The organism is Paraburkholderia sp. RL17-368-BIF-A (assembly GCF_046054045.1).
In the GTDB taxonomy this organism is placed as follows: Bacteria; Pseudomonadota; Gammaproteobacteria; order Burkholderiales; family Burkholderiaceae; genus Paraburkholderia; species Paraburkholderia graminis.
In genome coordinates this window covers 206,077-220,541 of sequence record NZ_JARESN010000005.1, presented here as the reverse complement: position 1 = coordinate 220,541, position 14,465 = coordinate 206,077, and the positions used below count along the sequence as shown (strand labels likewise).

Annotated in this window: 11 protein-coding genes; 1 reads left to right on the top strand and 10 read right to left on the bottom strand. The window is 62.1% G+C overall.

The annotated features are described in order from the left end of the window. Positions 1–2: 2 nt before the first annotated feature. Together P0D87_RS11465 and P0D87_RS11460 are read right to left on the bottom strand one after the other, a co-directional pair. Entirely contained in the window at positions 3–1,736 is a 1,734-nt protein-coding gene (locus tag P0D87_RS11465; RefSeq protein WP_053857578.1) for an FAD-dependent oxidoreductase, read from the bottom strand. A gap of 171 nt (positions 1,737–1,907) precedes the next feature. Beyond that, complete coding sequence (locus P0D87_RS11460; protein WP_053857577.1) at positions 1,908–2,522, bottom strand: DapH/DapD/GlmU-related protein; 615 nt, start codon at positions 2,520–2,522, stop codon at positions 1,908–1,910. A gap of 275 nt (positions 2,523–2,797) precedes the next feature. Between P0D87_RS11460 and P0D87_RS11455 the strand changes: the two genes are divergently transcribed. After that, positions 2,798–3,187, top strand: coding sequence for a hypothetical protein (locus P0D87_RS11455; RefSeq protein ID WP_408636824.1), 390 nt, complete (start codon positions 2,798–2,800; stop codon positions 3,185–3,187). A 28-nt stretch (positions 3,188–3,215) separates the two neighbouring features. Here the strand turns inward: P0D87_RS11455 and P0D87_RS11450 are convergent, their stop codons facing one another. From P0D87_RS11450 to P0D87_RS11415, 8 genes are all read right to left on the bottom strand, one after another. Further along, on the bottom strand, positions 3,216–4,547 hold the full coding sequence (locus P0D87_RS11450; RefSeq protein ID WP_006047801.1) for a glycosyltransferase WbuB: 1,332 nt from the start codon (positions 4,545–4,547) through the stop codon (positions 3,216–3,218). Positions 4,548–4,608: 61 nt separating this feature from the next. Next, complete coding sequence (locus P0D87_RS11445) at positions 4,609–5,751, bottom strand: glycosyltransferase family 4 protein (protein WP_006047802.1); 1,143 nt, start codon at positions 5,749–5,751, stop codon at positions 4,609–4,611. A gap of 25 nt (positions 5,752–5,776) precedes the next feature. After that, positions 5,777–6,733, bottom strand: coding sequence for a GDP-L-fucose synthase family protein (locus tag P0D87_RS11440; RefSeq protein ID WP_006047803.1), 957 nt, complete (start codon positions 6,731–6,733; stop codon positions 5,777–5,779). Between the two features lie 4 nt (positions 6,734–6,737). Continuing rightward, the gene (gene gmd / locus P0D87_RS11435; protein WP_006047804.1) at positions 6,738–7,856 is read right to left on the bottom strand and encodes a GDP-mannose 4,6-dehydratase; all 1,119 of its coding nucleotides are present in this window, start codon (positions 7,854–7,856) and stop codon (positions 6,738–6,740) included. Positions 7,857–7,912: 56 nt separating this feature from the next. Then, complete coding sequence (locus P0D87_RS11430; RefSeq protein WP_006047805.1) at positions 7,913–10,147, bottom strand: polysaccharide biosynthesis tyrosine autokinase; 2,235 nt, start codon at positions 10,145–10,147, stop codon at positions 7,913–7,915. A gap of 78 nt (positions 10,148–10,225) precedes the next feature. After that, the gene (locus P0D87_RS11425) at positions 10,226–11,365 is read right to left on the bottom strand and encodes a polysaccharide biosynthesis/export family protein (protein WP_006047806.1); all 1,140 of its coding nucleotides are present in this window, start codon (positions 11,363–11,365) and stop codon (positions 10,226–10,228) included. A 70-nt stretch (positions 11,366–11,435) separates the two neighbouring features. Further along, the gene (locus P0D87_RS11420; protein WP_006047807.1) at positions 11,436–12,821 is read right to left on the bottom strand and encodes an undecaprenyl-phosphate glucose phosphotransferase; all 1,386 of its coding nucleotides are present in this window, start codon (positions 12,819–12,821) and stop codon (positions 11,436–11,438) included. Between the two features lie 52 nt (positions 12,822–12,873). Next, entirely contained in the window at positions 12,874–14,427 is a 1,554-nt protein-coding gene (locus tag P0D87_RS11415) for a mannose-1-phosphate guanylyltransferase/mannose-6-phosphate isomerase (protein ID WP_006047808.1), read from the bottom strand. Between the last annotated feature and the right edge of the window lie 38 nt (positions 14,428–14,465).

The window sequence follows — 14,465 nt, the reverse complement described above, 5'->3', positions numbered from 1 at the left end:
CTTCATTGTTCCTTCATCAACGACGTCAACGTCGACGCAGCGATAGGCAACGTCTCGACCGGAGACTGCGCTGGCGCAATTACGTTATTCGCCGCTTCCGCATGTGTTGCGCCGACGACGTGCGGCACATCGAGCTGACGCGCCAGATGTCCGGCGAGCCTGAGCGACAACGCGGCAATCGTAATGGTCGGGAAGTTTGCGCCGACAGTCGGAAACACCGAACTGCCGCCGATATACAGATTGCTGATGCCATGCACCTTGCAATCGCGATCGACCACGCCTTCGCGCGGCGAATCGTGCATGCGTGTCGTGCCCATGTGATGCCATGTGCCTTCCAGCTTCTCCGGCCACGCCCGGCCTTCGAGCGGCGCGTCGAGTTCGACGTCGGCCACGCGGGCCATCTGCAACTCTCTTGCGAATCCGGCGAATGTTTTATCGAACGTGCGCTTCACCTGGTCGCCGAGACGCCACTCCACCTTCACGCGCGGCATGCCGAAACGATCGCGCTTATCCGCGCACAACGTCACACGGCTGTCCGGATTCGGCACTGCCTCGACGATGGCCTGCAGCGTGACGTCGGTGATGAGCGCGGGCCATTGCAGTAAGCGCGCGAGGCCGTACCCGACCGTATGCAGCGGATGCGCGACCATCGTCGCGATGTCGGCTGTGAGCCTGCGTCCGGGCTGGTCCTTGAGCATCAGCGCTTCCTTGCAGCGAATCAGCGCCTCCGAGCCCGCACTCGCCTCGCCGTACCAGCGCGAATAGAGCCACACGCGAGAATTGAGCAGTTGTTCGCGCTCCATCATTTCGCGCTTCGGCGCGAACTGCGACGAGATCTTCGTGCCATGCGCCGAGACCGCGGCATTCTGGTAGTGATACTTGATGTCGTAGAGCTTGTTACGCGGGACGCCCTGGCGGAAGCGAACCTTTCCGCACATCATTCGCGGATGGTCCATGAAATAGCGTCCGACGAGATCGTTAGCATTGCCAAGTCCTGCTGCATGCACATTGTTCGAAGCGAGCAGCAGCCGCGCATTCTCGATCCCGCCCGCAGCGAGTACGAAGATGCGCGCCTTCACGGTCATCCGGCGTCCGCTGAGCGTGCCGACCTGCACGCGCGTAATCGTCGTGCCTTGCGCATCGGCGTCGATATTGAGCACGTTCGCGTGCAGAAAGACGCGCACCCGCGTGGAGCGCCCCAGTTCCTCGCGATACACCTTGCCGAAGCGCACCGGCGGGCTGAACTGCGCAACGGTGTCGCGCATGTCGCCGGTGCCCAGCGGTAGACGGCGCACGTCGGAGCGGCCAATCTCGCGCTCCCAGTATGCGGGGTCGAAGTTCTGCGGACCGAGCTTCAGCAATTCATGCGTGCGCGCGTAGTACGGCGCGAGTTCATCGAGTCCGAATGGCCAGCCACTATGCGGGATCCAGTCGCGCTTCTCGAAGTCCCATGGATCGAGCGGACGGCACCAGCCGCCCCAGCAGTTGCTGCTGCCGCCGAAATAGCGGCTGCGCGAGCCGTCCGCGAATCGATACGGCAGTCCGGCGTTTTCGCCGCGGTACAGGTCGCGCGTTTCTTCGTCAGGCGCAAACCCGCCGCTTTCCAGCAGGCAGGTATCCACCCCGGCGGCCGACATTTCGCGTGCGAGCGTGATGCCCGCGACGCCTCCCCCAATAATGCAGACCGTCGTTTCGATGACCGTATTTTGTTCGACATTGCGAGTATCGATGAACATCCGCAGCTCCCGTGTTCTTCATCATGATTTTTTAAGGCGTCGCCGGCTTGCGGGCCTATGGCCGGCAAGCAACGCGCCCCTATGCCGTGACCGGATGCATCAATTGTCCGGTTGCCACGACATCGGTCTCCTCAGCGTATAAAAGCTACGGATCTATTTCTGTGCTTCAGGTCACGGAAGAAAACGCTTCCGCAAAAAACAACACGGGTTTCCGCCGTACACGCCGCCGGCTTCGAGCGAGCGATGCACGACGGAGAGCGGTGTGACGACCGCCGAGCGGCCTATCGTCACGCCCATTTGCACGACGCATTTCGACGTGATCCACACGCCGTCCTCGATCACGATCGGCGCCACGCGCAAGTCCATCGTGGTGCTCATATCGTGCGAGCCGGCTGTCAGGAACGTTCCCTGAGAAATGCACACATTGGAGCCGATGCGAATCGGCGCCTGGTTATAGATCCATACGTCGACACCGAACCAGCACTTGTCGCCCACTTCGAGATTCCACGGCGCCTTCACCCGCAATGGATGCACGAAGCGGCAGCCAGTACCGATCCGCGCGCCGAACAGACGCAGCAACGCGACGCGCACGGATGAGAGCGGCAGCAGCTTGTTATTGATGACGCAAGCCTCGACTACAAACCATATGAGCTCGACGAGCGCGCCGCGCCCCGCGCGATAATTGCCCTTGCCGGCGAGGCTCAGGTCGATCACGCGATGCTCGGCGCCGGCACTTTCAGTTGGCGGCGCACAAGCGAGCCGCGGATCGTCTGCGATATTGCCCATGATTCTTCTCCATACCGTGCGCCGTGCGTTTATGCACAGGGATGCTAATTAATCTCGATGCCTGTCTTTGGCAGACTCGCTCTTCTTCACTACGTGGCCGCGCAGGCAAGCGTTTTGGCGGCTGCGTGCATGGATTTTGGCGCACGATGTTTTCATTGGACTGCATCAACCCGGGGACCACAATGACAACACTGATTCGACACACCGCCCACTGCATGCTTCTTCTCACCGCCGTTTGCGCAGCACCCGCATTCGCGCAGAAGGCAGCGCCGGCCATGACCGCCACGGCGCCGACCGGCTATGGCGCGCCGGCGCCCGCTCCAGTCGATCGCCGCGCCGTTCAGCGCAAGCGCGAACAGAAGCTGCTGGGCGCGCCTGACGGCTACGTCGCCGGCAATCCGCGGGACGCCAATATCGACAACGGGCGCCGTGCAGCCCTGCTCGACGAACAACGCATGACCGTCACCGATGGCGAGCAAGCCGGCAAGCCTGGCGCTGCAGGCAAGCGCAAGGCGCCGCCCGTCGCGAACGGCCAGTTGCGTGTCGCCGATGCGGCAGCGCGTCCGCGCGCCGACGACAAGCTCGTGCCGCAAGGCGCCGCCAAGGCCACCTACGCCGATCCGTACACGATGGGTAAGCGTTCCGTCTACCGTTCGCCGTGGTGATCGCGCACTCATGATGGCCGTGGCCGGATCATTCCGGCGCGGCGTCCTCCGTGGTCGCCGGCTTCGCATGCGGCACGACCACCGCTGAAGGCCTGGCGTCGAAGTACGTAGCGCTCGCCTTCAAGCGCCTTCTTCCTGCCGCGCGGCACAGCATGCCGATGCGTTCTTCAAAAGTACTAATCGTCGAGTCCGGCGAAAGCGCGCTCTCCGCGTAGTCGCGCGCGGCTCGTCCGAGCGCCGCGCGCCGCTCGGGGTCGTTGGCGAGAGCGGTGATCGCGCCGACCAGCGCCTTCACGTTATCGGGCGGCACGACGACGCCGCGCGCATGCACCGCCTCGTGCAGCGCGGTGCCGCGCCGCGCCATCGCGATCGTCGCGCGGCCGCTCGCGAACATGCCGGTCAGCTTCGACGGCATGACGAGATCCGCTGCATCGGCGCGTTGCGGCAGCACGTGAATGTCCGCGAGATTGAGCAGTTCGTTCAGGCGCTCCGCCGGCTGAAGCGGCAAGAAGACGCAGTTCGGCAACGTTGCGCAGCGCTTCTCGAGGTTCTCTCTCGCCGCGCCGCCGCCACAAAATACGAACGTGACATCAGGACGGGACGCGAGCGAAGCAGCGGCTTCGGCAAGCGTTTCAATGCCCTGCTTCGCGCCCATGTTGCCGGAGTACAGCACGACTTTCTGCGCGTCGGACAGATTCAACTCGCTACGGTATTCGCTCGCGCGCGACAGCGGATAAATGGCCGACACGTCGACCCAATTGGGCAGACACACCACTTTCGAAGGCGCTACGCCTTTCGCCGACGCACGCGCGCTCATCTGCCGCGTGATCGACGACACCGCGTCGAAGCGCCGCAACAACTGGCTTTCGACCCAGCGCGCGATTCGCGCCGCGCGCGAGCCTTTGAGAAGGCCGAGCTCGAATGCCGCATCGACTTCGTAATCCTGAATGTGCAGCCACGCACTGGCGCGCGCCACACGAGCCAGTGCAAGGCATGCCGGCGCGCATATCAAGGTCGGCGCGATCAACACGACTGCGTCGGGGCGCCATAACGCCTGCAAGGCGAGCACAGGCAGCGAGGTCGCCGCAAAGCTAGCCAGATGAATCATCCGCTTCAGGCCGCTCGGTCGCGACGGCACCCATAGCGGCGCGCGCCAGATCGCGACGCCGTCGCGCTCTTCCCGCCGATAACGCCACGACGCATAGCCCGGCGAAACCTGCCATTCAGGGTAGTAAGGCGGAGCGCATACCACCCGCACCTCGTGCCCTCGACTTGCGAGCAGCGCGGCCATTTCAGCCGTGTACTTGCCGGTCCCCGTGAGCTCGGGCGCGTAATTGAGGCCGTAGATCAGGATCTTCATTGTGCGTATCTAACGTGTTAAAGCTTCCATGCCCGACCTCGCGGCGGCGCCGCGACACCCGTCAATCGCTCAGCATCAGCGCACAGCCCCGGGCAATATTGGCGGCTGCGGAAGGCGGATCAAACCGGCGAATCACTTCCATGCAACGGTGAGCGGTGCCGCTCGCATCGGCGAAGGCTTCCATTGCTTTTAGCAGCGTGCGCTGCAATCCGGCGACGTCGCCCGCGGTAAACGAATAACCGCTCACGCCGTCGATCACGAGTTCCGGCACGCAGCCGCAACTCTCGCTGACGACAGCCGGACAGCCGTGCGCGAGCGCTTCGTTGACGACGAGACCCCACGGCTCGCTGAAGCTCGGCAGCACCATGCAGGTCGCGCCGTAGTACTCGCGCGTGAGCGGCTCATCCTGCAAGCTGCCCGCGAACGTTACGGCGTTCTCAAGGTGCAATTCGACGGCTTTTGCACGCAATGCGTCGGCCATCGGCCCCGTGCCGACAATGCGCAATTGCGCAGCGGGTACGCGTTTTTGCAAACCGGCAAACGCTTCGATCAACGTGCCGACGCCTTTTTCTTCCGACAGACGCCCGACGTATAGAAACACCGGCGGATTGCCGGCACGCGCGGCGACGCGTTCGACCAATGCCCGCTCCGGCGAAAAAGAACCGGGCAATGCGGCGGCCTGACACGGTATGAAAATCTTCTCGCGCTTTGCGCCGAGGGACAGCAGATACTCGCGGCTGCGCTCGCCGAAACCGAAATAGCCGTCGCACAGCGAGAAAAACACGCGCTTCGGAATAGACGTGAGAAGCTTCTTCGGACGATCGCGTCCGGTCGAATCGCAGAACACCGCGCGCCGCTTGCCGGTCACAATGCAAGCCGCAAGCATCGCCCAGTATTCCGGACGGTGATAACCCGGCAGCACGATCAGATCGGACTTCGCCTTCAGCACTTCCCACGTCAGCCGCGCGATCATCTTGATCGTCGGCACGTCTTCGTAACAGCCGTCGAAGAGTTTTTGCATCGGATACCGATGGTATGAATAGTCGACCTCGGAAAAGCCGATGCGGTCGTGCTCGGTATCGGCGATCTGCACCATCCGGTAGCGAATTGCTCCGGATGCCGAAATATTATGCAGCGCAGAAAAGACGACACCTTTGTGACGCGACCATACGACGTTATGGAAGATGGTGACGGATGCACTCATTTTTATGCAGCTCCTCGAAAAGACGTCATTGCACGGCGGCCGCGGTCGGCGACCCGGCATAGGATTCGACGAATTCCCGATACGTCGACGCGATTCCCTGCTCCAGTCCGATCGTTGCCCGCCAGCCCATCTGCGCGAGGCGCGAGACGTCGAGCAACTTGCGCGGCGTGCCATCGGGTTTCGACGCGTCGAACACGAGCTCGCCGTCGAAGCCGACCACCTTGCAAATGCACTCCGCCAGTTCGCGTATCGACAGATCTTCGCCGACGCCCACGTTGAAAAGCCCTTCCATCACGTTGTTTTCGAGCACGAACAGCGTGGCCGCGGCGAGATCGTCGACATGCAGGAACTCGCGGCGCGGTGTGCCCGAGCCCCATACCGTCAGCGTATCGGCGCCGTTCAGCTTGGCTTCGTGCGCCTTGCGCAGGAGCGCCGGCAACACATGGCTGCTCTTGAGATCGTAGTTGTCGTTCGGGCCGTACAGGTTGGTCGGCATCAGCGATACGTACTGCGTGTTGTATTCGCAGTTGTACGCCTCGCAGAGTTTCAAACCGGCGATCTTCGCGATGGCGTATGCGTCGTTCGTCGGCTCGAGCGACGACGTCAGCAGATACTCCTCGCGAATCGGCTGCGGGCATTGCTTCGGATAAATGCACGACGAACCGAAGAACACCAGCCGCTCGACCTGCGCCCGATACGCGGCGTGAATCACGTTCGTTTCGATCACCAGGTTTTCATAGATGAACTCGCCCGGCCGCGACGCGTTCGCAAAAATGCCGCCCACGCGCGCCGCCGCCAGCAGCACGACGTCGATCTTCTCGGCCTCGAAAAAACGGTTCACAGCGGCCTGATCCATGAGATCGAGCTCGAGCCGCGTGCGCGTGACGACGTTCGTGTAGCCCGCTGCGACGAGCCGCCTCACGAGAGCCGAGCCGACCATGCCGCGGTGCCCCGCGACGAAAATGCGTGACTGTTTGTTCATCGCATCACTCGTGATGTTCGAGCGCCGTGAAGCCGGCGAGCGTGACGAGCGCGTCACGACGTGCAATCTGGAAGTCGGAGCGCACCATCTCCTTGACGAGCGCGGCAAACGGCGTGGTGGGTTGCCAGCCCAGCTTCGCATGCGCCTTCGACGGATCGCCGAGCAACGTCTCGACTTCGGCCGGCCGGAAGTAGCGCGGATCGACACGCACGATCACGTCGCCCGGCGACATTCTGGTCTCGCGCCCTTCCACTTTGTCGACAATGCCGATTTCGTCGACACCGCTGCCTTCAAAGCGCACCGTGACGCCCAGTTCACCCGCGGCATGCTGGACGAACTGACGCACGCTGTACTGCACGCCGGTCGCAATCACGAAGTCCTCCGGCTGCTCCTGTTGGAGCATGCGCCACTGCATCTCGACGTAATCGCGCGCATGGCCCCAGTCGCGCAACGCCGACAAATTGCCGAGATAGAGCGTCTTCTGCATGCCGACCGCAATACGCGCAATCGCACGCGTGATCTTGCGCGTCACGAAAGTCTCGCCACGCACCGGCGATTCGTGATTGAACAGAATCCCGTTGCAGGCATAAAGACCGTACGCTTCGCGATAATTGACCGTTGTCCAGTACGCGAACATCTTCGCGACGGCATACGGACTGCGCGGATAGAACGGCGTCGTCTCCGATTGCGGCACTTGTTGCACGAGGCCGTAAAGTTCGGACGTCGACGCCTGGTAAAATCGCGTCTTATTCTGCATACCTAAGATACGCACAGCCTCCAAAATCCGCAGTGCGCCAAGACCATCGGCGTTGGCCGTGTACTCCGGTTCCTCGAACGACACCGCAACGTGGCTTTGTGCCGCGAGGTTATAAATCTCGTCCGGCTCCACGCGCTGAATCACGCGCAGAATGCTGGTGGAGTCCGTGAGATCGGCGTGATGCAGAAAGAGGTGTTGTTCCGGATCGTGTGGGTCTCGATAGAGGTGATCGATCCGGTCTGTGTTAAACAGCGACGACCTGCGTTTGATGCCGTGCACGTCGTAGTTTTTGGCGAGCAGCAGCTCGGCGAGGTACGACCCGTCCTGCCCCGTGATCCCCGTGATCAGCGCGACCTTGCGTTTCATGAAGGCTTCTCCTTGTTAACTTTTCAACACTTGTAGCGAGAAACTCGGCCGCGATTTCAGCCCGCTATGCTGTCATATCCGTAATATCCGCCTTGATAACCCGAGCCGAGGAAAGCCCCTTCCTGCGGCACGTCGGTGAGCAATACGCCTCTGAGTCCAACGCCGCCATTACGAAGACGCTTGGCGGTCTCGGCAATTTCATTCAACGGATGACGGCCGTGGCGAACCACCAGCAGCGTCGTGCCCGCGTGCTTGCCGATCAGCGTCGAATCGGTGACGGCGAGTACCGGCGGCGTATCGATGATCACGAGGTCGTAGCGTGATTTGAGTTCGTCGAGCATCGTCTGGAAGCGCGAACTCATCAGCAGTTCCGAAGGATGCGAGGGCAGCGTGCCCTTGGCCAGCACATCGAGTCCGGGCAGCACGTCGCGCTGGATCATCGAAGTCAGGTCGCCGCCGCTCAGCACATCCGACAAGCCCGGTTGATGTCCGATGCCGAAGTGCGAGTGCACGTCGCCGCGCCGCATGTCGCCGTCGATAATCAGCACGCGCTTATTCGCCGATGCGACGAGCGCCGCGAGATTCACCGACAGAAACGACTTGCCTGCGTCGGGCCGCGAGCCCGTAATCATCACGACGTTATTTGCGGCATGGTCGAGCGAAAGTTGCAGTGAAGTACGGAGATTGCGCACGCCTTCGACCGCAATGTCTTCCGGCGCCTGCTGCGCGAGAACATGCAGACCACGCCGGCGCAGCATGACGTCCTCTTGCAACCGCAACTGCGTCTGGCTGCGCGGCACCACCGCGAACACCGGCACGCCAAGCACGGCTTCCAGTTCGTCGGGACGCTCCACGCCGCCATACATCGCGCGCTTGAAGAAGGTCAGCATGATGCCGAGCACCAGACCGCCGCCCAGCGCAATGAGAATCGCGATCACGCGCTTCGGACGCACCGGCTCATCGGGTGCTTCGGCGAAATCGACCACGCGCACGTTGCCGACCTGGCCCGCCTTCGCGACGCGCAACTGCTGCGCGCTATTGAGCAGATTCGTGTACAACTCCGTGTCGACATGCACGTCGCGCAACAGACGCAACGCGGTTTGCTCCGTATCCGGCATCACCGACACGCTGCGGTTCATGTTGACCTGCGCGCCTTGCAGCGCTGCGATCTGCGCATCGAGCGAAGCGACTGCCGGGTGATTCGCCGTGAAGCGTTGCGACATCTCGGCGCGCTGCGTTTGCAGATCGAGCAGCTTCGTCTTGTTGTCGACGATCTGCTGAAGCAGCAGGCGGCTCTCTTCGCCGAGATCGACCGTGCCGTGCGTATTGCGGAACTTGTTGTAGCGCTGCTCCGCTTCGTCCAGTTCCTTGCGCAAGCCCGGCAATTGCTGGTCGAGGAATGCGAGCATGTGCTCGGCTTCCGTCGAACGGCTTGCAACGTCCTGGCGCACGAACTCACGCGCCATGCTGTTGACGATCGCCGCGGTCAGCGCGCTGTCACCGCCTTCGAGGCTCGCGCGGATCACGCCGGATTGCAGCGTGGTTTCCTGCACGACGAGCGCCTTCTGCAAGCGGTCGACGGTGCTGAGCGTCGACGCACGCGACAGCTCGAATTGCGAGCCGGCCGCGCCGGTCAGCGCATCGACACGCAACGCGATAGGACCGTCGGCGGTATCCGTCTGGACCGTTTCGCCGACGTGGCCCGACAGGATCGCAATGCCGTTCCTGTCGCGCAGCACGTACGAGCGGTCGTTGCCCGCGACCAGCGTGAAGGTGGTGTCGTACATCTCCTTCGACGTGTCGAAGCGCGACACCGAGATGCTCTCGTTGCCCCACGCATAGCCGGACAGGTTGATGAACTGGGGCAGTTTGAAGCCCCATTGCCCGTTCACCAGCCCGGCAATCAGACCTCCGATCACCGGCATGTAGCGCGGCGTGGCCGTGATGTCGAGGTGCAGCTTCTTGACGGTCTCCTCCGTCACGAGACGCGACTTCAGCAGCTCGATTTCCGCTGCCGTCGACGGTTTCGTGTCGAACATGCCGGTGAGCGGCGGCAAGGAATCCTTACCGTTCGCGTTGGCATTCGCCGTCTTGTCCTCGACGTGAAACAGCACGTCCGCCCGGTACGTCGGTGGCGCAAGGAAAGCGTACGCGCACCCCAGCGCGAGCGCGATCAGCGTCACGGTTGCAATAGTGCGCCAGCCCCGCACGATAGTGCGGAGATAGTCCGAAAGATGCAACTCATCCGCTGCGGACACGTCCGTATAGCGGTTCTCGAAGTTGATTGCCATGTTTGGTCTCACCCAGCATAACCCGCGGTTTTTCTGAACTGCTTTATACGTTTTTTACTTTGCTGCTTGTTTTGCTGCTTACTTCGCTACTACCACGCCGGTCACAGCCGCATTGATCGCCGGCAGCAACAGGTTCAGGATACGGTTGAAACGAACCAGCCCGCCCTGGCCCACATACACGACGTCCTTCGGCTGCAACTCGAACTGGTTCGCAAGGATCATCGATACCGGCGAGCTCGCGTCGAGGTGATAGATCTGCGGCGATTCGCTCGCGGAATTTCGGATCACGAACAATTGCCGCGTGGAAGCCGTAGCCTGGTCGAAGCTGCCGCTGTCCGAAATGGCCTGCGAGAGCGTCAGCGAACCGTTGCGCATCGGCGTGACCGTCGCCGGCTTGTTCACTTCACCCATCACGTAGACACCGCTGTCTTCACGCGAGGCGACACGCACTGCGTCGCCCGCCTGCAGATAGATGTTCGACGGGTTCTGTCCGCGCTTGAGCAGGTCGTCCATGTTCAACTGATACGTGACGCCATTGCGGATCAACTCGACACGGCTGCGGTCCGCGTTCGGGCTGAAGCCGCCGCTCTGGCTGATCGCACTCGTCAGCGACATCGTGATGTCGTTCAGCGACTGCGCGCCCGGCGTGCGCACTTCACCGTCGATGAAAATCTGCGCGTTACGGAAAGAGGCCACGCGCACCGTCACTTCCGGCTTCTGGTACACCTTGCTCAGGCGGTTATACAGTTCCTTCTGGATCGCGCTGACGTCTCTGCCCGCCACGTGAACCGTGCCCGCATACGGAAACTGAATATCGCCCTTCTCGTCGATGAGAAAGCCCGAGGCCGCATCCGAAGACTTGGCGTTCTGCGCCGGTTGGCCGAGCGCCGCTGCGAGTTCGGGGTGATCCCACACGACGATCTGCAGCACGTCGCCAGGGCCGACGCGGTATGGGCCCGGCTTGCCGAAGAGCGCGAGCGTTGCCGGCGGCAACGGGGCACTGGTCTGGTCCGCGTGCATCTTGCGCACGAGCGACAGATTGATGTCCGTGATGGGTATCGTCTGCTGCTGTGACGGTTCGGTGCTGAAATCGCCGCCCGTCTCCTGAAGAGTGGCCGGCGTATCCATCCGCTGACCGGGCGCGGCAGCGCAGCCCGCGAGCAGTGCAGCGATTGCGAAAACCGAGAGACTTCCCGTGCGTGTACCAAGCGAGCTCATAACTTTTTCCTCCTTGCGCAAGAGCGAATGTCTCAGGAAAGAGGCACCGCCTTGCGTGCTTTGTTAACAACTAGTAAGCGTTTCGATGCACCAGTCCGGCGACAATCGTCGCGCCGATGATCCGCATGTCGAGTGCAAACGACCAATGCCCCAGGTAGTACAGGTCATGTTCGACGCGACGTTCCATCTTTTCGATGCGGTCGGTCTCGCCACGAAAGCCGTTGATTTGCGCCCAACCTGTAATACCCGGCTTGATCCGATAGCGATTGATGTAGCCCGCGACCACTTTCTGATAGAGGTCGTCGTGCTCGAGCGCATGAGGACGCGGTCCCACGACCGACATGTCGCCACGCAATACGTTAAAAAACTGCGGTAATTCGTCGAGGCTCGTACGGCGCAGGAACGCGCCGACTTTCGTCACGCGCGGATCATTGCGCGTCGCCTGGCTGACGGTGCCCTTCTCTTCCGTATGCATGCGCATCGAACGGAATTTGTAGATCGTGAATACGCGTCCATCAGCGCCCTTGCGCTTCTGCCTGAAAAACACGGGCCCACGCGACGAGAGCTTTACCGCGAGCGCAATAGCAACCAGCAGCGGCGCAAGACAGAAGAGCGCGGTAGCTGCGAACAGGCGATCGAAGATCTCTTTCTTCAGCATCGAGCTCGCCGAAAGAGGCGACGCCACGAGGTTGATTGCAGGCACACCGAGCAACTCGATCACACCGCTGCCCTCGAAAAGCGCGAGACTGCGCACGTCGGGCATGAAGCGGATGTTCACCAGATCGTCGCGAAACTCGCTGACGAGCGAACAGATCAGCGGCTCCTCCGCGAGCGACAGCATCAGCCACAATTCATGAACGTCATTCGTGCGGATGTATTCGGCGAGCGCATCCACGCTATCGAAAACCGGCACACCTTTACTGTTCACCGGCGATTGATCCGGCTTCGTGTTGTAGACCGCCGTCGCGCGAAAACCCGTGGTCGGCGCGGAATCGATGCGGCGAATCAGCGCGTCGCATTGCGAGCCGCTCCCCACTATCGCGACGCGATGCAGATTCATCCCCGCGCCGCGTGCACGCGCAAGCACCGCATGCGTGATGAGGCGATACGAGATCAGCAGGCCGCCCGTCACGGCAGTCCAATACGAGAACCACAAACGCGATACGAAGTCGCTGCGATGCAACGAGTACATCAATACGAGCGCACTGCCCTGCACGATCAGCCACGCGAGCGACACCTGTCCCGCGAGCGCGAGCTTCGAGCGGCCGCGCCATGATTCATAGACGCCGAACGCCGGAAAGATCGCGAGCGCGAAGGCAGCGGCGAACATCACCAGCGCCCAATAGAAACCCGATTGAGCGAGGTAGTCGAAGCGGATCTGCGACGCCACCGCCGCTCCTACGAGCACCAGCGCGACATCGAACATTCGCGCGAGCAAATCCTGAAACCTGCGCATTTTGCTTACCTCGTACTGACCGTTCCTGTCCGCAATCCGCCGCGACCGGTGCTTATGAGCAGCGGCCGTAGTTGTCGTTGAATCTCACGATGTCGTCTTCGCCCAGATACGTGCCCGACTGGATCTCAATGATCTCGAGCGGCACTTTCCCCGGGTTTTCCAGCCGATGCCGGATGCCGAGCGGAATGTAAGTCGATTCGTTTTCGCTCAGCAAAAATTGCTCTTCGCCGCGCGTGACGAGCGCGGTGCCGCGCACCACGACCCAATGCTCGGCGCGGTGGTGATGCAGTTGCAGCGAAAGCTGCGCGCCCGGCGTCACGACGATGCGCTTCACCTGAAAACGCTCGCCGTGGTCGATCGAATCGTAAAAGCCCCACGGACGATGCACCTTGCGATGCGCGTCGGCCTCCGGTGCGTTCTGCGCCTTGATGCGCGACACGAGGCCCTTGACGTCCTGCACATGCGAGCGGTCCACCACGAGCACTGCGTCGGCGGTTTCGACCACCACCACATTCGTCGTGCCGACGCAGGCGACGAGGCGTCCTTCCGAATGCGCGTAGCTCGACACCGCGCCCTCGAACGCCACGCGACCACGGCCCGCATTGCCGTTGGCGTCTTTTTCCATCGCGGCCCACACGGCGTCCCATGAACCGAGATCGGACCAGCCGGCTTCGAGTCGGACCACCACGCCTGCGGGCGACGCATCTTTTGCGTTGGCGTTGGCGTTTGCCGTGTCAGCCGCGTCCGCTGCTTCACTCAAACGCTCCATCACCGCGTAATCAATCGAATCGGCAGGCGAACTCAAAAACGCATCGACGAGCGGGCGGAAATACCCGCCTTCGCTACGACCGCCGCTGAACGCGCGCTCGCAAGCCGAGTGCATGTCCGGCTGCAAACGCGCGAGCGTGTCCAGCCAGACGCTTGCGCGTACAACGAAGATGCCGCTATTCCACCAATAGGTTCCCGCTGCGACGTACTGCGCCGCGATCTCTTCCGCGGGCTTTTCCACGAAGCCGTCGATGGCATGCGCGCCGTCGCCGACCGTGGCGCCGATGCGGATATAACCGAAGCCCGTATCCGGACGCGTCGGCGGCACGCCAAGCGCCGCGATCGCGCCGCGTTCGGCGTAACGTGCCGCGTTTTCGAGCGCGGCCTGCAACGCGTTGACGTCGGCGATCGAATGATCCGCCGGCATCACGACGAGAATTCCGTCCTGGCCTTCGGCGCAAGCGAGCGAGGCCGCGAGCGTCAGCGCGGGCGCCGTATCGCGGCGCGCAGGCTCGACAATCAGACGCGCTTCGACGCCGTTCTCGTGAAGCTGCTCCGCAATCACGAAGCGGTGTTCTTCGCCGCATACGATGATCGGCGAAGCATCGACCTGCCAGCCCGCGGGAAAATCGTTCATGCGTCGTGCGGTGGCTTGCAGCAGCGAATCGGAGCCCACCACGTCGATGAGCTGCTTCGGAAAATTTTCGCGCGACACGGGCCAAAGACGCGTGCCGGAACCACCCGCGAGAATGACCGGGACGATGCGCGTGCAACGCGCGCCGCGTGCGTCCTCACCAGCGTGGGACGACGTATTATTTCCAGCTCCCTGATTCAACATATCTGCAATCCTTATGATTCTTGCAAAGCAACCCACCG

Bases quoted from the DNA above. Each gene is read 5' to 3' on its own strand.
- P0D87_RS11465 (WP_053857578.1), bottom strand. From the start codon at position 1,736: ATGTTCATCGATACTCGCAATGTCGAACAAAATACGGTCATCGAAACG.
- P0D87_RS11460 (WP_053857577.1), bottom strand. From the start codon at position 2,522: ATGGGCAATATCGCAGACGATCCGCGGCTCGCTTGTGCGCCGCCAACT.
- P0D87_RS11455 (WP_408636824.1), top strand. From the start codon at position 2,798: ATGACCGCCACGGCGCCGACCGGCTATGGCGCGCCGGCGCCCGCTCCA.
- P0D87_RS11450 (WP_006047801.1), bottom strand. From the start codon at position 4,547: ATGAAGATCCTGATCTACGGCCTCAATTACGCGCCCGAGCTCACGGGG.
- P0D87_RS11445 (WP_006047802.1), bottom strand. From the start codon at position 5,751: ATGAGTGCATCCGTCACCATCTTCCATAACGTCGTATGGTCGCGTCAC.
- P0D87_RS11440 (WP_006047803.1), bottom strand. From the start codon at position 6,733: ATGAACAAACAGTCACGCATTTTCGTCGCGGGGCACCGCGGCATGGTC.
- gmd (WP_006047804.1), bottom strand. From the start codon at position 7,856: ATGAAACGCAAGGTCGCGCTGATCACGGGGATCACGGGGCAGGACGGG.
- P0D87_RS11430 (WP_006047805.1), bottom strand. From the start codon at position 10,147: ATGGCAATCAACTTCGAGAACCGCTATACGGACGTGTCCGCAGCGGAT.
- P0D87_RS11425 (WP_006047806.1), bottom strand. From the start codon at position 11,365: ATGAGCTCGCTTGGTACACGCACGGGAAGTCTCTCGGTTTTCGCAATC.
- P0D87_RS11420 (WP_006047807.1), bottom strand. From the start codon at position 12,821: ATGCGCAGGTTTCAGGATTTGCTCGCGCGAATGTTCGATGTCGCGCTG.
- P0D87_RS11415 (WP_006047808.1), bottom strand. From the start codon at position 14,427: ATGTTGAATCAGGGAGCTGGAAATAATACGTCGTCCCACGCTGGTGAG.